General features: G+C 56.2%; 15 protein-coding genes. 11 read left to right on the top strand and 4 right to left on the bottom strand.

All coding sequences use genetic code 11. The features are described from left to right. Positions 1-324: 324 nt before the first annotated feature. The 8 genes from Pla100_RS06925 (at position 325) to Pla100_RS06890 (ending at position 9313) form a co-directional block, all read left to right on the top strand. On the top strand, positions 325-1224 hold the full coding sequence (locus tag Pla100_RS06925) for a leucine-rich repeat domain-containing protein (protein WP_146576940.1): 900 nt from the start codon (positions 325-327) through the stop codon (positions 1222-1224). A gap of 218 nt (positions 1225-1442) precedes the next feature. Further along, positions 1443-1874 (top strand): hypothetical protein, encoded by a 432-nt coding sequence (locus tag Pla100_RS06920; protein WP_146576939.1) that lies wholly within the window; start codon positions 1443-1445, stop codon positions 1872-1874. A 3016-nt stretch (positions 1875-4890) separates the two neighbouring features. Next, a complete protein-coding gene (locus tag Pla100_RS06915) occupies positions 4891-5475 on the top strand; it encodes an AAA family ATPase (RefSeq protein ID WP_146576938.1) in 585 nt (194 codons plus the stop codon). A 352-nt stretch (positions 5476-5827) separates the two neighbouring features. Beyond that, positions 5828-6343, top strand: coding sequence for a hypothetical protein (locus Pla100_RS06910; protein WP_146576937.1), 516 nt, complete (start codon positions 5828-5830; stop codon positions 6341-6343). Positions 6344-6582: 239 nt separating this feature from the next. Then, positions 6583-7233: a hypothetical protein gene (locus tag Pla100_RS06905; protein WP_146576936.1), complete on the top strand. Its 651-nt coding sequence runs from the start codon at positions 6583-6585 to the stop codon at positions 7231-7233. Positions 7234-7336: 103 nt separating this feature from the next. Next, positions 7337-7675, top strand: coding sequence for a hypothetical protein (locus Pla100_RS06900; RefSeq protein ID WP_146576935.1), 339 nt, complete (start codon positions 7337-7339; stop codon positions 7673-7675). A gap of 313 nt (positions 7676-7988) precedes the next feature. Continuing rightward, on the top strand, positions 7989-8540 hold the full coding sequence (locus tag Pla100_RS06895) for a formaldehyde-activating enzyme (protein ID WP_231602794.1): 552 nt from the start codon (positions 7989-7991) through the stop codon (positions 8538-8540). 86 nt (positions 8541-8626) lie between these two features. Next, complete coding sequence (locus Pla100_RS06890; protein WP_231602793.1) at positions 8627-9313, top strand: hypothetical protein; 687 nt, start codon at positions 8627-8629, stop codon at positions 9311-9313. Position 9314: 1 nt separating this feature from the next. Here Pla100_RS06890 and kdsB read toward each other — a convergent pair whose 3' ends face one another. Next, positions 9315-10079, bottom strand: a complete 765-nt coding sequence (kdsB, locus tag Pla100_RS06885; RefSeq protein WP_146577327.1) for a 3-deoxy-manno-octulosonate cytidylyltransferase — start codon at positions 10077-10079, stop codon at positions 9315-9317. 289 nt (positions 10080-10368) lie between these two features. Between kdsB and Pla100_RS06880 the strand changes: the two genes are divergently transcribed. The 3 genes from Pla100_RS06880 (at position 10369) to Pla100_RS06870 (ending at position 15661) form a co-directional block, all read left to right on the top strand. Next, positions 10369-11952, top strand: coding sequence for a permease (locus Pla100_RS06880; RefSeq protein ID WP_146577326.1), 1584 nt, complete (start codon positions 10369-10371; stop codon positions 11950-11952). Positions 11953-12112: 160 nt separating this feature from the next. Beyond that, positions 12113-13966, top strand: a complete 1854-nt coding sequence (locus Pla100_RS06875; protein ID WP_231602792.1) for a chromosomal replication initiator protein DnaA — start codon at positions 12113-12115, stop codon at positions 13964-13966. A 222-nt stretch (positions 13967-14188) separates the two neighbouring features. Continuing rightward, the gene (locus Pla100_RS06870; protein ID WP_197167748.1) at positions 14189-15661 is read left to right on the top strand and encodes a sulfatase family protein; all 1473 of its coding nucleotides are present in this window, start codon (positions 14189-14191) and stop codon (positions 15659-15661) included. Here the strand turns inward: Pla100_RS06870 and Pla100_RS06865 are convergent. From Pla100_RS06865 to serC, 3 genes are all read right to left on the bottom strand, one after another. Further along, a complete protein-coding gene (locus tag Pla100_RS06865) occupies positions 15652-16734 on the bottom strand; it encodes a prenyltransferase/squalene oxidase repeat-containing protein (protein ID WP_146576934.1) in 1083 nt (360 codons plus the stop codon). The two genes, Pla100_RS06870 and Pla100_RS06865, sit on opposite strands and share 10 nt — an antisense overlap. 231 nt (positions 16735-16965) lie before the next feature. Then, positions 16966-18588, bottom strand: a complete 1623-nt coding sequence (serA, locus tag Pla100_RS06860; RefSeq protein ID WP_146576933.1) for a phosphoglycerate dehydrogenase — start codon at positions 18586-18588, stop codon at positions 16966-16968. 82 nt (positions 18589-18670) lie between these two features. Continuing rightward, on the bottom strand, positions 18671-19795 hold the full coding sequence (gene serC / locus Pla100_RS06855) for a 3-phosphoserine/phosphohydroxythreonine transaminase (RefSeq protein ID WP_146576932.1): 1125 nt from the start codon (positions 19793-19795) through the stop codon (positions 18671-18673). Positions 19796-19797 lie beyond the last annotated feature (2 nt).

Raw genomic sequence — 19797 nt, 5'->3', positions numbered from 1 at the left:
GAGAGTCGCTGGCGAACTGCAGCGGGAAAGAAGAGCCCGAGTGGATTGGGGCTGCTGTTATTGCTATACTTGGACATCGAAAGTTTCCTGTAACAGGAGGAGTTGATGAGCTGTCCACAGCGAACAGCTCCTCCTGCCAGGATGCTTCAAACAAATCCAGATACCTCCAAACCACTCAAAATGTACTTCCCCGCCGCGATAGCGGCTTACTTGAACCATCCAATGCACCCGAGCGGCGAAGTCGGGAGTTTTGATAATTGACAACTTCTCGTCGCCGCCGGGTGATTGGTAACGTTCTGTCACGAAGGGACGTTCACCCCACGTATGAATCGACGATTTCGCACCGTTTCAATTGTTGCCCTGGTGGTGCTCGTCCCGCTCCTTGGCGTCGTCGTCTTCAACGTTGCATCGCGATTACGCGACGCAAAGCAACAATCCGTTATTGTGACGCGTGTTCGTGACCTTGGCGGTACCGTCAAATATGATTTCGACCTTGGCGTTCGTGCGGCACCGTCGGGCTGGATGCATAATCTACTGGGTGATGACTACGTCGGAGACGTCGTTCAGGTTGACCTTAGTCGCAGTACGGTAACTGATGACGACTTACCGCTCCTCCTCGATCTGCCGTCCATGACTTGGCTAGGCTTGTATGACACAGCGGTAACGGACAATGGACTTCTTCACGTAGCATCCATGTCGCAACTCAAATTCTTGTGGCTCGATGGAACGCCGATCACCGACGCAGGGATGACTCATCTTGCGCAACTCGATGTGCTTGAAGAACTGCTTGTACAGGGCACTGCAGTCACGGATGACGCAATGACCGCAGTCGCAAAACTCCGTTCGTTGCGCAGCCTTGCGATTGGCGACACGGCTATCTCGGCGGTCGGCGTCGAGTACCTAGCGCCTCTTGACCTGCATTCACTGCATCTTGGCGCTACGAGAATGACTGATGACGCACGCGCGGCGTTAGAACGCTTCGCAAACCTCGAACATCTCGATCTATTTGAGACTGAAGTCACCGACGCAATTCTTGCGTCCCCAAACGCATGGCCCAGGCTGCGAATTCTGCGGATAGGAAATACCGCACTTTCTGACAATTGTATACCGTCGCTTGCTACACTAAATGCGTTGGAACACCTGGGCGTCAACGATACGAAACTGTCAGATGCGGGCGTTGCGACACTCCGCGCTGCATTGCCTAACTGCCAGGTTCACGAATAGCGGACAGAACCATGGGTTGCAACGGAGGCCGCGAGTTGACGTTTTTGAGGTGGAGAGTCGTTCGCGCGGCCCCGCTGAACCCTACCGTTACCCGAAAGAAATGAACGTGCGTCTCGAGCCGCTGCCTCACCTTCCACGGACGCAAGACAATGTCGTAAATCTTGACGATGGAAACGGCACTACAACATCCGAGGGTTGCGTCCTTCGATGTTGGACTGATGAGACGCACTGCTGGATCGCCAATGCGAAACCGGGAAATGGATACGCAACGTCGATTACTCATTGGCCGTACGCTAACGCTCACCTCTGGATTGCACGCGGTGCTGTCTACCTACTTCGCCTTGATCAAGCATATTCGTGGAGATACTACGATGACCTCGGCATTGCTTGTTACATCGCACATGATCCCAAGCACGCGTTCATTGCAACTTACACCGACGTCATCTGCCTTGACTCCGCAGGTTTTATACACTGGCGAACACCCGTCGCGATTGACGGTATCGAGTTTAAGGGCGAAACTGATGGCTGGCTCGAACTTGATTGTTGTGACGACCCGCCGGACGTTTGGCGGCGACGAAGGGTTGCGATTAGCGACGGGGCAATCGGGTAACAATCGCGTGCACCCGAGTACGCGAGCCGGCCGGTTTTGAAATGGAAAATCTTTCGCGCGTACCGGGTGACGCGTGACGTTCGTCGATGCGGGACTACACGATCACCAACCCGCACCTGACACTACGCAAGCGTGATTGCCCGTGGTGAACCTCGCTTTTGCTGCAACGGTCATTGTCCTATGGATCGCGATTGCATACGCATGGTCGCGCATCGCTTCAAGGCATCCGTTGCAGAACGATGACGATTTCGACATGACAGTTGAGATGTCACGAAGCAGAGGATACGGAATGCGGTTACTCGTTTGTGGATTTACTGCGGTGCTACTCACGTTCTTGATCTTTGCGTTCACTGGTGCAATCTGATTGAGCGCGAACTTGAATACGCATCCGGTTGGCGAATCAGGACTTCATTGCTGACACACCGCGTCAACTCCAGTTTGCTCGCTCGAACACGCTCGATATACTTGTGTCACATGTATCGGGTGATGGACACCCGTTTGCCACTTCCAAAAGACGACGAACCATGGGTTGCAACGGAGGCCGCGAGTTGACGTTTTTGAAGTGGTGAGTCGCTCGCGCGGCCCCGCTGAACCCCGCCGTTACGAGCACGAGGAATGTGTCAACGCTGAGTAATGCGGACTGCCAGGCTGCCCTGCGGGGCATCGTCCAGTGTCGCCCTGCGGGGCATGTTCAACGCCGGCCCTGCGGGGCACAGTTCAGGACTGCGCTGCGGGGCACAAACCGACGCCTGCCCTGCGGGGCATTGTCCGACGCCTGACCAATGGTGGTGGCTGTCGGCTCAAGCCGTCGGGCCGAAGTTGATGGCAAGCCTGCGGGCACGATGCTAAGATGATTGACTCGTAACCATGCAATGATGACGGAGCGGCGATGGTCGCCGGTTTGGTAGCAATCACTTCAAACGCCGCCGCCCGCATATCGCTCCCGTTACGAGCACGAGGAATGTGTCAACGCTGAGTAACGCGGACTGCCCGGCTGCCCTGCGGGGCATCGTCCAGTGTCGCCCTGCGGGGCATGTTCAACGCCGGCCCTGCGGGGCACGGTTCAGGACTGCCCTGCGGGGCACAAACCGACGCCTGCCCTGCGGGGCATGGTCCGACGCCTGACCAATGGTAGCGGCTGTCGGCTCAAGCCGTCGGGCCGAAGTTGATGGCAAGTCTGTCGGCACGATGCTAAGATGATTGACTCGTAACAATGCGATGATGACGGAGCGGCGATGGTCGCCGTTTTGGTAGCAATCACTTCAAACGCCGCCGCCCGCATATCGCTCCCGTTATCCGACTGAAGTATTCAATGCATGTGGCACGCTGACTCGATGCGAAAACCAAAATTTGGCCTGCGATTTTTGCTCGCACTTCCACTCTGCGTTGGTGCATTCTTCCTCGGCTGGAAAGCTCACGAATCGAAAATGAACGCAATGCACAAGATCCATGACGGCTCTGCTCAACAGCGTGCGTCCGTTGTTCGCGACGAACTAGCGCGTCAACAGGTAGTTCGCGCCGCACGCCTAAACGATTCGGTTGACCGAATGGAACACAGGCAGCGTATGCAAACATTCGACCGCTTACTAAACGACCCAAATGCCGCGATGCTGCATTCGGAAAGGGGACTTTGATGGCTCAGGCACGTCGGTTTATTCGTGATTGCGCTATCGCCGCGTGTATGGTTGGGGTTTCGTTTGGGGCCGGATGGTGGGCCTTCGCACACTCGTTTGCCGATTCCCGACAAGTTGCGTTTGATTTTACGAAACCCTATTTTATTCCACGCGGCCACGAGGCAGTGGGACGAACTCCGACGGCTGAGACATCCTCGTTCTCTGCCGGAGACCGAATTGACATTTTCGTTCAAATTGATGGCAAATACGAACCACTTATTCTCGATGCCGTTGTGACAAGCCAAACGAAAACCAACTTCGGCATGCTCCTTCCCTACGGCGGCCGCGACCTCTTGGCGTACGCAAGGGAGAACGGCTGGCGACCCATTTTCCGACTGTCGATAGCACCGACTGATCCGATCGTGCTCAAATCGTACGGCGGATAACCATCGCGTGAACCGGAGCACGCGGACGGACGTTTTTGAAGTTGAGAATCTTTCGCGCGCGCCCGGTTACGCGTACCGTTCGCCTTTCGGAGGTCGCATCTGAACGTAACTCATCGTCGCAAAGATTCACCACGATGTCCACATTGCGGCGGATTCGTCATTACGACTTCGCGAATGAGCGCGTCGGTAACGGCTCCGTTGCCACACGTGCAATCAGAGCTTGGAGAGTGTGAATCTTGCGCACTCCGGGTTCGGAGGAATGATGATGGTCCATGGCGCGTCAATCCTACTCCGGTGGACGATCGACTTGACGAATTGCTCACTTCAGATGTCGAATCGCGTATACGATCCAAGAACGTTACCGATTGGATAAAGTTCGTAGATCGAATGAGCCCCGGTGATGAACTTTGGACGCTAGCTCCTTCATTCCAAGATTACGTGATGATTGCAATCGTGAACAACGGTATGATTAGAGAACTGAAACGGTTCAAGCGTTAGCAACTCGTCAAAACTGCAGGCGAACCAATGGATTGCACGGGAGTCGGGCGTGCAGCGTTTTGATAGATCAGAGTTTTCACTGCCCGATCCCGTGAATCCAAGCGTTCGTCGGTGCTGGAGACCGCGAAGACCGCCGCCGTCGTGTCGACGACTCCGTTGCGACGTGGGGGCTGGATTAGTGTTCGATTAGCGCGGATTAGTGTTCCCGATAGACAGGCTGCGCTGAACGCTAATCAGCACTAATCGCACACTAATTCAACGTTCGTGATTTCCGGCATTAGGAAGTGCGATGCCTAAAATTGCTTGAAGATGGCTGCGTGAGTCGGTACCATTGCGGCAATGTCAACCGCCTAGCGTGATCCCATCGGACACGACGAACCATTCCGATCCACGGCAGCGACCAAGACGCCGTTTTGAAACTTCAAACTTTTGCTAGGCCGCTCCGTGATCGGCGGCGTTCTGTGAAAATGCCTCCTGCATGAAACCTATGGAGCACTGATTGTCTGATATACCGCACCTGTTGATTGTCGGCGGGCCGAACGGATCCGGCAAAACGACGGTCGCCATGCAATACGCGACCGCAGCATCAATCCCATACTATGGCGCTGACGCGATTGCTGCCTCGATTAATCCCCTCTATCCGACATCTGCTCGCGTCGAAGCGGGGCGAAAGTTCGTTCGGTCCGTCGGCGACGCCATTGCGAGTAACCGAAGCTTCGTCGTGGAATCTACATTGTCTGGACGGTCATTTCGCAACTACATGAGCGACGCTGGCAGACGTGGCTATGCGATCACCATCGTTTTTGTATTCGTCGATACGGTCGACGTTTGCGTCGCACGTGTCGCCGAGCGCGTTCTCAAGGGCGGTCATGATGTTCCCGAGGCCGACATCCGACGTCGCTATTATCGTAGCATCCGGAACTTTTGGACGCTTTACCGCAATCTGGCCGATAGTTGGGTCGTGCTGTACAATGGCGGAAGCCGCATCCAAGATGTATCGGTTGGATCGCGGAATGTGCTGACGGTCCGAGATACGTCGCTCCACACAACTTTCATGAACTTGGTTGAATCGTCGGATGATTAGAAAACCAATTTTGACCGCCGAAAAGTACGCTGCGATTGACGAGCTTGTGCGACTGGGGAGCATTGCGGTAAATGACGCTCAAGACGAGAGTAGGCGTTTGGGGGTGCCAAACGTTTATTCGATCAATGGTCGTTTATATTACGAGACTGCGTCCGGAGAGCTCTCCGTATCAGACCCCGGCGTTAGCACCACAGAACAATGCCGTGCACCGAAGGACGGCTTGCGCGATTCCTGAAGTGGAAGATCAATCGTCCGTCCTCGGTGACGGCAAGCGTTACCCCATCGAGTCATGCTCTGGCCAATAGTCCTGCCCTTCAAGATTACCGTTTGTCTGCTCGCAGGATTCGTCCTCTTGTCGGTCGTTCTTGCGTTGGTGCTCCGTAGGAAAGCACTGAAGACCTTCTTTGTCGCCACCACCATTGCAGCTTTGGCATTTATCCCGCTCTGCGCAGGCGTTGGCTCGATTGTCGACTCTCAACGATTCGGCGTATTCAAATACGAAACTTATGCGGACGTTCGCGATTTCCGAATCGAACGCTACTTACCACCGCACGCTCGCAACATCACTCTGGACAAATATGCGATGGGTCACCGTGCGATGTACACAATCACGCTCGAAGACTTGACCGAATACCTTGACCAGCTGTGGGCTGATGCCGATGGGCAATCTTTCGTCTCTAGAGAAGATCTAGGTCATGGCGAATCAATTGTAGGCGAACAATTTGACCATTCTTTCGACGGACTTGATTGGCCTATTCCTGAATCCGCAATACACTTCCATAGTCCCGTCCAGTCCGACGGCGGTGGCGCAGACTACTACTTCGACACCCGAACGAGCACTGTGCTGCAACACGCGGGATATTGGTAGGGGTAACCTGTGTCGAAGATAAACTTGTCGAACGAGCGATCGCTACCTGGATCATCATCCTTTGCCGATGCCGAAGAAGCTGACGGACTTAATCGCAATGGGACGAGGTTTATGAAGATGCCGGGTGAGAGGTGTTGGCGGGAAGCTGGATGCGTTAACGGCGCACGTCCGGTTCTGAGAGGGTTCGGAGTTTCAATTGGACAAGGATCAAATAATGTGACACCACAAAGGAGAAATCCGTGGCAAACCGTGAACACAAAGCGTATCCTAAACCAGAAAGACCCCGTTCTACTCGCCCTGAGGCCGGTGCGGCGCGTTTGCAAATGGAACATCAACCGACCGGCCCGGGTGACGGCTGGCGTTCTGCAATCTACTACATTGTGCGACTCAAGAAGTATTTACATGTCGTAGGCTATTCTCTGATGATTGCATTGATCCTCGTGACCTTCACTGGGTACGCGCGTGACAATGTTCGACTTCGCTTGGAAAACCAGCTTACGCGTTACCGACTTCACTGGATTGAGGACTCGGCACTACGTCTCTCGAAAGGCGAACATGCGCTGTCCATATACTCGATGAGGGACGCTGATAAACTGCTCACTTGTTTTGCAAGTCGAGGAGATATTGAGAGAGTATCCCTCGAGATGACAGACGTTGGGCCAGCTGGGATTCGAGCAATCGCGAGCATGCCAAACGTTCGTTTGGTTTCGTTTTCCGGCGATTTCGGTGTCAACGATGAAACCTTGTTAATCCTAGCAGGATGTGGGCAACTTGAATCCCTCGACTTGACCTGTACCAAAGTCACCGCCACTGGTGTCACTGCACTCCAGGCACAGCTTCCGGGATGTAGAATTAAACAACGGCCAGCAGAGAATTTTGCAGAACAATGAAATGCATGCGAGTTGCGGGTCACGCGTTTTGCGATGGTAAGGTCACCGGCCGCAACCGCGTGATTTCGAGCGTTACCGGACTGAAAACCCAACGGAACACGAAATGAAGATTAAACGAAGCTTCACTGTCAAAGCTGTGCTTTGGGGCATCCTCGGGCTATCCAGCTTTGTCTGTATCTCGCTTTGGAACAAGGCGGATTTCTGTGGCGGCTGGGCCGCTCACTATGCTCAACGTGCGGCCATGCTTCGCGACGAACAATCGCTCGCCATTGCGGAGAACCGTCCTGACGACGCACAGGCCATAGAACACACTGTGCTTGAGATGGATGTGATTGCAAAGAAATACGCTCGTGTCGCGAATAATCCACTTCTCGCCTATCCTTCCAAACCACTCGTTACCGACGCGGAACTTGCTTTCATGCGTGATGCGACTGACGGTTGATCTCAGCGACGGGGCGTCTTCATCGCGAACTTCCGACGCGATTGGGTTGGGCTTGTCTGAGCAGATCATCTAACTCGATCTGCCGCGCACGCGGATGGCCGAGTCGGAGGCCTACAGGGAGCGGATCAACGACGTCGGATGCACTTTAGGCAGCATGAGCGAAAACCACTCCGGCCCCCGCGAAGCTCACGAAAGTTAGCTCACCCCTTGCCGATCCTCTTCGCGGACGGCATCGTTTTAGTTTCGTGACATTTGCATTTTTTGCTGCTGCGTGTTTATGCGGCGGTAATTTCCCTAGATCAGTGTGAGAAAAATGATGAGTCAAAGAATCGTGATGCGGACGGGCGAAGCTCTTGTCGAAGGTGAGTTTGATTATCTGTGTGCCGAGCCAGAAATCGTGATCGGCGAACTCGATGGTCCGGTCGGCCAGTCGATCGCAACGCTCGTTGGCAGCCAAGTCAAAGGACACACTAAAGTGTTCGCGATCCTCAACAGCGACGTTCAAGTTCGACCGGTGACGTTGATGGTCAGCAAGGTCACCGTGTCCGACAACCGTTACACCAACATCTTGATGGGCAGTGTCCAAGCGGGCATCGCCAACGGAGTGCTCGACGCCGTCCGTGCCGGACACATTCCCATGGACAAGGCCAACGATCTGGGCATTATCTATTCGGTGTGGTTGGACCCGGGCGTGTTGTCCGTTGAGAAAGTCGACCACGCGGAACTGTTTCGCATTCACCGGGAAGCCACCGTTCGAGCAATCGAAAAGGCGATCAAGTGCGAACCCAGGATCGAGTGGTTGCTGGAGAACCAAGACAACGTTTCGCACTTCTTCCACGATCTGGGCGTTAAGGGCGAACTGTAGTCCAGGGTTTTCGACGCGGATCGCAACCTGTCACGCGTTGGGTTATGATTTCCACGATGATTCCCCACCCGAACCGGAAAAAGTTTATGTCTCGCTTCGATCTCCTCGTTCTACTGCTTGCCACCTTCGCTCATTCTGGGCCCAATGGCCTTTGGGCCGAAGATTCGGTTTTGCCGGGTGGTCCTCAAGTGGTATTCCAGGAAGACTTCGAGTCTGGTGTCGATCGTTGGGAAGTGCTCGACCCGGAAACTTGGAAGTGGACCGAACACGACGACAATCACACCTTCGCGATCACCGAGCGAGGCTCGAAATACGTTCCACCGACACGAAGCCCCGGTCATGTTGCCCTGATTCAGGATCTCGAACTGGGATCATTTGAGATGACTTTTCGTGTACGCAGTACCAAAGACACCGGGAACCATCGCGATTGCTGCGTGTTCTTCAACTACCGCGACAGCAAGCATTTCTATTACGTGCATCTGGGAGCAAAACCGGACCCACACAGTGGTCAGATCATGGTCGTCAACGAGGCACCTCGGTTGGCACTGACGAAAAACGAACGGCTCACGCCATGGGACGACGCTTGGCATCATGTCCGGCTTGTTCGCAATGCGGAAAGTGGCGAAATCGCGGTGTACTTCGACGACATGCAAACCCCTCACATGCGCGTCAGCGACTCACGTTTCACGAACGGCCGTATCGGCATCGGTTCGTTTGACGACATGAATGAGTTCGATGACGTGGTCGTTCGTGCAAACACGTCGGCGAAGTGAATTAACCTTCGACGCGGTCTTTGAATTCGCGAAAATCTTCCAGCGTGTCGATTCCCGGTGCAGACTCTGGTACTTCCGCGGCAATGATCGTCTTGCCCGCTTCGATGGCTCGGAGTTGTTCGAGTTTCTCGATTTGTTCGAGTCGTCCGGGCGGTTGGGTGGCGAACCAAAGCAGGAAGTCACGACGATACGCGTACAAGCCGATGTGTTGCCAAAACGAGTGTCGCGTACCGGACGACGGGTCGACCGAAAGCATTGCCGGCGTCAAGCCGTCACGGGCGAAGGGAACAGGTGCGCGGCTGAAACAGATCGCTCGATCGTGATCGCCCATGATGACTTTGACGCACGCAGGATCGTTTAATTTCCGTTCGCTGGTGATCGGGCAAATCGCCGTCGCGATATCGGCATCGGGTCGCGAAGCGAGCAAACCGGCGACCGTATCGATTGTCGTTGCGGCGATCTCCGGTTCATCACCTTGGACATTGACGAATAAATCGACGTCGTCGTTTCTCAATGCGATCTCCGCAATGCGATCGGTTCCGGATTGACACATGACGCTGGTCAAACGGGCCTCGCCGCCGAACGAATCAACTTCGGCGACCAATCGGGGATCGTCGGCGGCGACGATGACCCGGTCGGTGATCGTGGCTTTCTTGGCCGCTTCGTAAGTCCATTGCAGAACCGACTTGCCGGCCGCCCGGAGCAGTAATTTTTCACTCAGCCGCCCCGAGGCAAGCCGGGCGGGGATGACGATCATGATTCTCATCGTTTTGTAGTGGTCCTTGTCGGCATTTTCGTCGAGGTCGTTTGCTTCCGTGACGCAACGATGTACGGTACGCTGGCCGCCTGTCTGTCGCAGGTCCGACATCATACTGAGTTTTGACATGTCCGAAACGCCCAACGCTTCCGGTGCGATACCGGCTTCCGAATCCGAATCAGGAACGCTCAATCATGCGGGGTCGGGCAGCCTCAGCCTGAGCGATCCGAGCTCGGCCGCCGCGATCGGCGGTTGCTGGTGGGCGACGACGGGCGACATCAATGCGTTCTTCGGATTGATGCTCGACAATCTCGCCGGCTTGCTCTTGATGGTTGCGTTGTTGGCGGGCTTTGGACTTCCGGCGGAGTTCACGGTCGCCTACATGGTCCCTGGGACGGCATTGGGAGTTTTCTTAGGCGATTTGGCGTTCTTTTTCATCGCCCTGCGGATGGCGCGACGAGAGAACCGCACCGACGTCACCGCCATGCCATTGGGTTTGGACACGCCCTCGACCTTCGGCATGATCTTGCTCGTGCTGGGGCCGGCATTTCTCGCCGCTCGCGGAAGCGGAATGGATGTGGCGTCGGCTTCGTTGCATACCTGGCACATTGGTATTTGGTGTACCGTGCTCAGCGGCGTGGTGAAGTTGGTGTTGGCTCCGATGGGCGGTTGGGTTCGGGCGGCGGTACCGCGTGCCGGTTTGCTCGGCTCGTTGGCCGCGATCGCGTTGGTGTTGATTAGTTTCTTTCCGCTAACGCATATCCTGGGTTCGCCTTTGCCGGGCATGTTGGCGTTGGTGATTGTTCTGGGAACGTTGATCGGTCACGTGCCGCTACCGGGGCGAACGCCCGGAACATTGGGCGCGTTGATCGTGGCCGGGTCGGCTTACTATGTGATGTGCGGTTTGGGGATCGCGGGTTATGAGTTTCCGGTCGCACCCACGATTCAGTGGTTCCCAACCCAGTGGATGGGCAGTTACGCGGGTGCGTGGATCGCCGACTTGCCAGCCGCGTTGCCTTACCTTCCGTTCGTAATTCCGTTTGCGCTCGCGACCGTCGTCGGCGGCATTGACTGCACCGAGAGTGCCGCATCGGTGGGCGATGAATACGACACGCGAACGGTGCTCGGTGTGGAGGCGATGGCCACCTTGATCGCTGGCCTATCGGGCGGTGTGATTCAAACGACGCCGTACATTGGGCATCCGGCTTACAAAGCCATGGGCGGGCGGGCGGCTTATACTTTAGCGACTGCGTTATTAATCGGCTCGGCCGGGATCGTCGGGTATTTTGCTTGGTTGAACGCGTGGATTCCTGCGCCAGTTGTGTATCCGATTTTGGTCTTCGTCGGTTTGGAGATCACGTCCCAGACTTTCCTGGCTACCCCCAAACGTCACTTTGCGGCCGTTGCGATCGCATGTTTGCCTGCGTTGGCTTATCTCGCGATGAGTCTGCCCGATCGCATCTTCGGTGATGCCGCCTTGCTGAACGCCAACATGACGATGGACGGACTCGATGGAGGACCATTGAAGCACGATTTGGATACGCTGCGGATGCTCAGTAATGGGTTCATTGTTACCGGTCTGCTTTGGGCGTGGGTGCTGGCCTCGATGATCGACCAAAAACTAAAGGTAGCCGCAGCGGTGATGTTCTTGGCGGCGGGGCTAACCTTTTTCGGAGTGATCCATTCGCCAATTCCAGGGAACCGTTTATTCATCCCGTTTTGGGCGGCCGAGGGAAGTTCTCTTCATCTACCGGCCGCTTCGATATCGGCGGTAATGGAATATGTGGCGGGTTATTTCGTCACGGGCTTGTTCTTGATTGTTTGGCAATTCGTCAACCGTTCGGCGAAGTGTCCTTCCCAACTGTCCTCCCAAACCTCCTAATCGTTTCGACCGGAAATAGGCGGAATGCAAAGCTTGCCAAGGAAAAAATTTGGGCTCAAGAATCATTGACCAACCGGGGGCTGAGACGTTCACTTGCACCGGAAGCCAATCAAACGCTTTCGCTTTTCAGATTCGTGACGCTCATTGCTTGGAACGGCCGATGCCTGCCCGCTCGAAACGACGAAACCTACTCGCCTTGCTTGCTACCGCAGTTGCCGCAACCTCATTGGGGACGGCCGACGCGTCGGCGTGCTGTTTGACCGATTGGTTGTACGGCCGCCAACCAGCCTATGCGGTGGCTCCGGTTCCGGTGATCGACGGAACGGTTCCCTATTCGGCCGGATACACGCCGTATGCGGCTTCGGTAGCGGGGGTTTACACCGCCGGTTACACGCCGCTGCTGACGACTGGTACCGCGTCGACCTATTCGGTCCAGCGTCCGGCGTACGGGGCGGTGCCCTTGAACAACCCATCGGTTTACACCGGATTGCCCGTTGCAACCGGTTACCGCGGATTGTCGACCCCCGGAAATTCCTTCTATGGGACCGGGAATATGTACCCGAACACTTACGGATCGGCGGCACCGGCGGTGACATCGCTGCGACCTGATTTGGCGGCTTCGCCCATGGCGACGGCGGTTCCCGCACCCGCCTTTGCGACCCCGATCCGCAGCGGATTGGCGAGGTTCTTTGATTCGCTGCTCGGTACCGGGTACCGCACGTCCTACTACACCGCGCCGATCACCTACTACCGCCCGGCGACCACGATCGATCCGATCACAGGCACGACCGTCACCGTGCAACAACCTTGCAGTTCGACGGTTCAGCAAATCCAGCGCACGCCCTACGCGACCTTGGAACCTTATTCGGCCGGGAACGCCTATCCGGCCAACACGTTACAACCCTGCGGCGGCACCGGATGCGCTAACGACCCGTCCATGGGCTACGGTGCGACGACGATCCCCAGCACGATCTCTCCGAGCACGATTCCTTCCACGGTCAATCCGTATGGTGGCGTGAGCGGTTACGACGCCAACGGTGCGACCGGCATTGGCGGCGATTATCAACCGATGTCCCCTCCAACGCTGCCACAAGCGAACTTCTCGGGACGTCCCGATCTGTCGACGACTTATCCGCAATACGATTCCAACTCGCAATACGATTCCAGCTCGCAGTTCGGTTCGAGTTTTTCAAACCCGTCTTCGAACCTAAGTCCCTTGACCGGTTCGAGTTCGTTCCCATCATCGGGCGACGACTACAGGTTCCCCGCTCAAGATTCAACTCCCTCGGCCTCGGATCGACAACCACTGCGTGCACCCGAGTTGCAGGACGCTCGTTCGGCGAATCCTGCAGATGAAGTCAACGATGCATACCGACAAGGCTATGAAGCGGCCAAGGCGGAACTAGAAGAACGCCGCCGCGACCAACTTCAGGACAACTACGACTCGTACCGATACGAATCCGAATCATCGGAGCGACCACCGGTTCGGTCTGAATATCAACTCGACCCGCCGGCCAATGGTCGTCCGTCGACCGAGCCGACGTCCGGAGATGGTTCGTGGCAGCGAAGTCGATACGAGATCGAACGGGATCAGCAGGATTTACGTGACTTGACGACGCAGAACGGAAATGGCAATCGCTCATGGCCTCGAGTTCGTCCGATTCCCGCTCCCGAGAATTATCGAAACCCGTTCGCCGGCGCGACCTCGCCGGTCGCTCGCGAGGTCGCCCCGGCCACAAGTCAGCCGACGACTGCGCCGGCAACGGAGAACTTGAAGGCTCCCGATTTACTGCCCGCGTTACCCAGACCGGCCACTCAGTTCAATTCGAACTACGAACGTCCCACTCGTTTTCAAAATGAAAATCGCTTGAGCGTGCCGGTGCGTGAAGCATCACTGCAAGGTGTGCCGAACGAACGCCGCGAACCGATGCCCAAGGCAAACCAGTGGCGTACCGAGGCTCATCAACCGACACGCGAAACGGGCTGGTACGCGAAGAGCCCATCCGAAAAATAGTTTCCGTTGGGTTCGTTGGGTTCACTGGGTTCGCTGGGGTCCGTGTCACATGCTCCAACGATGACACTGGGCTGGTCAGGAACTGGTCAGCGGCCGTTCTGGGGCGTGTGAAGGTCGGGTCGAAGAAAAGATGCTAGGCAGACAAGCTGGCCGACAATGGTAAACTCTATTCCAGCGGCGCAAGTCCTGTGCCAGTGACTCTTATGCCATTTCACGAATCCGATGCCACGACCCATCGCTGCTCCGCCGAATATTGTTTTCATCATTACCGATCAACAGCGATTCGATACGATCGCCGCGTTGGGGTATCCCCACATGGATACACCGAACTTGGATCGCCTGGTTCGCGAAGGCGTTTCGTTTTCACATTGCTACGTGACTGCCGCATCGTGTGCGGCGGCGCGGGCAAGTTTGTTCAAGGGGTACTATCCGCACACGACGGGCATCTTAAAGAACGCCGATACTTGGCGACGCAGCTGGATCGAACGTCTCAACGAAGCGGGATACCACTGCACCAACATCGGCAAGATGCACTCGTGGCCGTTCGAGACTGAACTCGGTTTTCACGAACGTTACGTTGTGGAGAACAAGGACCGCTATCTCGAAGGTCGGTATTACTTTGACGAGTGGGACAAGGCGTTGCGTTTCCGAGGTCTGGTCAAGCAACAACGCGAGTTCTATCGCAAGCGTGACGATTACCGGGAATCACTCGGTGCGTTCCATTGGGAGATGCCCGCTGACACGCATCCGGACAATTTTGTGGGCGACATGGCTCGATGGTGGATCGACACGCACCCGCCCACACATCCGCTGTTCTTGCAAGTCGGCTTTCCAGGTCCTCACCCGCCTTACGATCCGACGCCCGAAGCGGCCGCCGTTTACCTCGACAAAGACCTGCCACTGATTCCGGTTACTGAGGATGAGCTTGCTTCGCTGCCGCCGGCGCTGCAGGAATTGCGCGACCACAACGAGGCCATCGACCATGATTCGGTCGTCGCGCTGAAGCACCCGACCGAGGCCCAACGCCATCGCCAACGAGCGTTCTATCTTGCGAACGTGTCGATGATCGATCAGAAAGTGGGCGAAATCATTGATGCACTTGATCGCAACGGATATCTCGACAATACGATCGTGATTTTCACCAGCGACCACGGTGACTGCTTGACCGACCACGGCCAAAGCCAGAAGTGGACGATGTACGAGCAAATCACTCGAGTGCCCATGATCGTGTGGGCCCCCGGTTGGAACGGGGGTAATGCGATCGGTGGCCATGCGATCGGCGGGGGCCAGACGGTCGAGGCATTGGTCCAACAGATGGACATCGGGGCGACCATCATGCATTGGGCTGGGCTGAACGTGCCCGAGCATTGGGCGGCCGAGTCGTTGGTCGATGCGATCGCGAATCCGTCAACGTATCCCGGACGAGAATACGTTTACTGCGAGCAATCAGGTGACGGTGTGTTGACTGGCTGCGAGTACATGACGATGGTCCGCGACCGGACTCACAAGTTAGTTCACTTTCTTGATCAGCCGCACGGACAACTGTTTGATTTGGTCAACGATCCGGATGAGGTCGTCAATTTATGGGATGCGGAAACGGCGGCCGAACACAAGCAACGCCTGCTCGCTGAATTACGAGAATGGCGAATTCGCAGCGGACTGCATACCAAGAACTGGTGCGAGCCCTATCGTTGATAAATCGGCAAGAATCCTCGATCGATTTGCAGCATCGTTAAGTTGCAAGCAGTCACGTAGACCGGGTGGATTTGTCCATTCCACGAACCATCCGGTTCTTGCTCGGCCGCGATGCGATCATAAAGTCGATCACGAAACGGCAGCCAGAGTTCATCGCCCTGCCGGTAGACCACTTGGCTGTAGTACAGGTAGGTGTAGTTCCAATGGCCGAACGCGCGTGTCGAATCACTGATCTCGTGCAAAGCGCCTTTGCTGTAGGCGAGCATCTCGGGCACGTGCTCGCTATCGTAATCGCCCGCGTTGTACAGCGCCGCCAGTGCGGCTGCCGTGATCGCGGGACGACTACTACCGGTTTGACGACTGGAATAACTAATCCCGCCGTCTGGATTCTTGCAACGGTAGATGTAGTCTTTCGCCTTTTCGATGACTTCGCTGTTCACGGGAATGCCCGCATTGCGACAACCGCGTAGTCCTTGGACCTGCGTAATCGTCGTGCTGCCTTCGTCGAAGTCGTTTCCTTCCTTGGCCGAGACGTATCCCCAACCACCCGCTGCGGTCTGGGCGTTGCCGCTGAACTGAACCGCCCTCGTCAAAACGTCAACGAGTTCTTCACGGCGATCAAGCAATCCTTCTTCCCCGAGCACTTGGGACAGAAACAGCATCGAGAATCCGTGCCCGTAGGTATACCTCGAATCGGTCTGCGGGTCGCCGATCAAACCGTTGCCGCGGGATTTGCTGATCAAAAAGTCGGCGGCACGTGCGATCTCGTGGGAATAGGGCCCCTGGGTCGTCGTGCTCCCGTTGGCGATCATCGCGGTTCCGGCCAAGGCCGCCATCGCGGTTGGATACACGGTCGTGTTCCACTGTCCTCGGGATGATTGTTGGCCCGCGAGCCACTGCAATCCCCGGTTGATCGAATCTTCCCACTTCGCGTTCGAACGTGACCGAGGCGCGGGAGCGGCGCGAAGCATCGAACCGCCCGCACCGGTCGACAACATCGCCAAACCGCTTGCTGCGGCGATCCGAGACAGGAATTGCCGACGTGAATCGGAAGCGTTTGGCAGGAATTTCATAAGATCGATCGGAAACGAGGTGCGAAGCTTCCCTTCATCTTACGCGTCAGGGGAGGTCTTGGGTCAACCCCCATGACATCGACTTTCCGCCAAGCATTCGGTCTAGTGCTTCATCCACATTTGACTTTAAGGTGTCAGCAACGTGGCTCGACGGTCCTCCGTCGAGAATCACGGTGGGGGACCACCGTGCCACGTTTTAAGCCAATCCTCATTTTAAATATTGACGAAGCACTAGCTCAGCCAACTCGGCAGATCACCGACGCCGGGCATTTCGATCACCTTGGCTTGGGTGATTGCCTTGATCGATTTCAGGTCGGCCATGGCCTCGTCGGAAACGTCGCCGTCCAAACTCAACACGCCGATCGCATTCCCACCGGGAGAGGTGCCTTCGCGACCGACGGCCATTTGTGCGATGTTGATTCCGTGGTTTCCGAATACGGTTCCGACGCCACCGATGATGCCGGGAACGTCTTGGTGAGAAAACACGAATAGGCGACCGTCCAAGTAAGACTCCAGACGATAACCATCGAGCAGAATCAAGCGTGGCATTTCGTGACCGAGCACGGCCGCACCGGCTTGGGCCGTTTTCCCGCTGCCGGACACTTCGACCGTGATGCTGCTGGTGAACGCGCCCTGTTCGCAATTGTGTTCGACACTGAGTTCGATTCCCCGTTCACGCAACAACATCTCCGAATTGATGACGTTGGCGTCTTCAACGACGCGTTCGAGCAATCCAGCGCAGAACGCGTTGTTGAGAACTCGAGTGTCTTTGCCCGCGACCGCGCCGCGATACATAATTCGAACATGGTCGATGCCGCCGCCGTGCCATTGATGCAACAGCAGCCCTAAGCGATGGGCGATGTTCAGGTAGCTACGAAGTTCATCGAGCGTTTTGGGGTCGAGCGAAGCGACGTTGACACTGTGTCGAATCTCGCCGGTCTTGAGGTAATTGATCAGCAAGTGAATGCCTTCGACGGCGACTTGCGTTTGAGCTTCCTCGGTGCTCGCGCCCAAGTGAGGCGTGCACACGGTGCCTTCCATTCCGAACAACGGACTATCGGTACAAGGTTCGTCCTCGTAAACGTCCAACGCTACGCCACCGAGTTTGCCCGACTTGAGGCCTTCGACCAACGCGTCGTGATCGTAGATCCCGCCGCGAGCGACATTGATGACCCGCAAGCCCGGCTTAACTTTGTCGAGTTGAGCCATGCCGATCAATCCCTTGGTTTCGGGGGTCAGCGGCGTGTGGACGGTTAGGTAGTCGATCATCGGCAACATCTCGTCGACCGTTTCGACACGCTTCACCTTGAGTGATTCGGCTTGGTCATCGGTCAGGAAGGGATCGAAGGCGACGACTTCCATGTCGAACGCACGAGCCCGCGAAGCGACTTCACGCCCGATGCGGCCCATGCCCACGATGCCCAATGATTTACCGGCGACCTGAGTTCCCATGAACTTTTTACGGTCCCAGCGTCCTTCCACGAGACTTTGATTGGCCGCCGCGATGTTACGGCTGAGTGCCAATAACATTGCAAAGGTGTGTTCGGCGGTACTGACGGTATTGCCCGCCGGGGTGTTCATGACCACGATCCCGCGGCGCGTTGCGGCGGCCTTGTCGATGTTGTCGGTCCCCACGCCGGCCCGTACAAGGGCCCGCAAACGCGTGTTGCCCTCGAGAGATTCCGGCGTGATCGTCACGCCACTTCGGAGGATCGCGGCGTCGAACTCATTGAGTGAAGAGCGGAGTTCATCGCCCTTGAGTTTCGTGCGGACTTCGTACTCGATGCCTTCGGCGGCTTCGAGCAAATCAATCCCTTCTTGAGCGATATCGTCGAGGACAAGAATGCGGTGCATGAGATCTAAAATGGGGGTGAGAGTTTGAGTGTAAATCATCCGAACCGTCGAGTCGGAAACAACTCGTAACGGTGACGGACCACTAACCGTTTCGGCTGGCGAAATCGGTCATGAAGTTGCCGAGGGCTTCGACGCCTTCTCGGGGCATCGCGTTGTAAATGCTGGCACGAATGCCGCCGACGCTGCGGTGGCCCTTCAGTGCCGCCAAACGATGTGACCCGGCTTCGGCGACAAATTTCGTGGTCAATTCTTCACTGGGCAAATTGAATGTGACGTTCATCAACGAACGACAATCTGTTTGCGCATGTCCGCGATAGAAACCGTTGCTTTCGTCGATGATCTTGTAGAGCGATTCGGATTTTTGGCGATTGATGTCTTCCATGTTCGCCAGCCCTCCGATGTCATCCCGCAGCCAACGGGCCACTTTCCCGAGCACGTAGATCGCGAACGTCGGTGGTGTGTTCCACTCCGACTCGTTTTCGTGATGGTTTTTGTAGTGCAAGTAGCCGGGGATGTTTTCGTCGGCGATATCGATCAGGTCTTTGCGCATCACGACGACGGTCACTCCGGCCGGTCCGGCGTTCTTTTGAGCACACGCATACACAAGTCCGTAACGATCGATCGGCAAAGGCCGACACAAAAAATCGCTCGACGCGTCGCTGACCAAGGGAACCGAATCGGGGCACTCCGGTTCGCTTGCGAACTGGACGCCTTGGATGGTTTCGTTGCTGCAGTAGTACAGATAGGCGGCGTCGTCTGGGCAAGAATAGTCCGAGGCCGTCGGCAATCGATCGTAATTGGTCTTGGCGGCGTCGAAGAGCACTCCGACGTTGCCTTCTTTCTTGGCTTCCTCGATCGCCTTCTTGCCCCATGATCCGGTCAGAAGGTACTCGGCCTTCTTGCCGGTTCCGCGTAACAAATTGGCGGCGACGGCGGAAAACTGCAGCGTCGCTCCGCCCTGCATGAACATCACGCTATAGTCATCGCTGATACCCAAAAGCGAACGCAGGGTGCTCTCCGCGTCTTGCAAAATCTCGATGAACAATTTGTCGCGGTGGCTGATCTCCAGCAGCGACGCCCCGGCCCCCGGCAGACACATCATTTCCTCTTGGACTTCACGAAGTACGGACTCGGGAAGAACAGCTGGGCCAGCGGAAAAGTTGTAAACTCGGTCGGTAGCGGATGCAGTGGTTGCCGAGGCAGTCATGG

Source organism: Neorhodopirellula pilleata, assembly GCF_007859915.1.
Classification (GTDB): Bacteria; Planctomycetota; Planctomycetia; order Pirellulales; family Pirellulaceae; genus Rhodopirellula; species Rhodopirellula pilleata.
This window is presented reverse-complemented; position numbering and strand designations above follow the sequence as displayed.

Coding starts and splice junctions, on each gene's coding strand:
- Pla100_RS06925 (WP_146576940.1), top strand. CDS start 325: ATGAATCGACGATTTCGCACCGTTTCAATTGTTGCCCTGGTGGTGCTC.
- Pla100_RS06920 (WP_146576939.1), top strand. CDS start 1,443: ATGAGACGCACTGCTGGATCGCCAATGCGAAACCGGGAAATGGATACG.
- Pla100_RS06900 (WP_146576935.1), top strand. CDS start 7,337: ATGAAGATTAAACGAAGCTTCACTGTCAAAGCTGTGCTTTGGGGCATC.
- Pla100_RS06895 (WP_231602794.1), top strand. CDS start 7,989: ATGATGAGTCAAAGAATCGTGATGCGGACGGGCGAAGCTCTTGTCGAA.
- Pla100_RS06890 (WP_231602793.1), top strand. CDS start 8,627: ATGTCTCGCTTCGATCTCCTCGTTCTACTGCTTGCCACCTTCGCTCAT.
- kdsB (WP_146577327.1), bottom strand. CDS start 10,079: ATGAGAATCATGATCGTCATCCCCGCCCGGCTTGCCTCGGGGCGGCTG.
- Pla100_RS06880 (WP_146577326.1), top strand. CDS start 10,369: ATGCTCGACAATCTCGCCGGCTTGCTCTTGATGGTTGCGTTGTTGGCG.
- Pla100_RS06875 (WP_231602792.1), top strand. CDS start 12,113: ATGCCTGCCCGCTCGAAACGACGAAACCTACTCGCCTTGCTTGCTACC.
- Pla100_RS06870 (WP_197167748.1), top strand. CDS start 14,189: ATGCCACGACCCATCGCTGCTCCGCCGAATATTGTTTTCATCATTACC.
- Pla100_RS06865 (WP_146576934.1), bottom strand. CDS start 16,734: ATGAAATTCCTGCCAAACGCTTCCGATTCACGTCGGCAATTCCTGTCT.
- serA (WP_146576933.1), bottom strand. CDS start 18,588: ATGCACCGCATTCTTGTCCTCGACGATATCGCTCAAGAAGGGATTGAT.
- serC (WP_146576932.1), bottom strand. CDS start 19,795: ATGACTGCCTCGGCAACCACTGCATCCGCTACCGACCGAGTTTACAAC.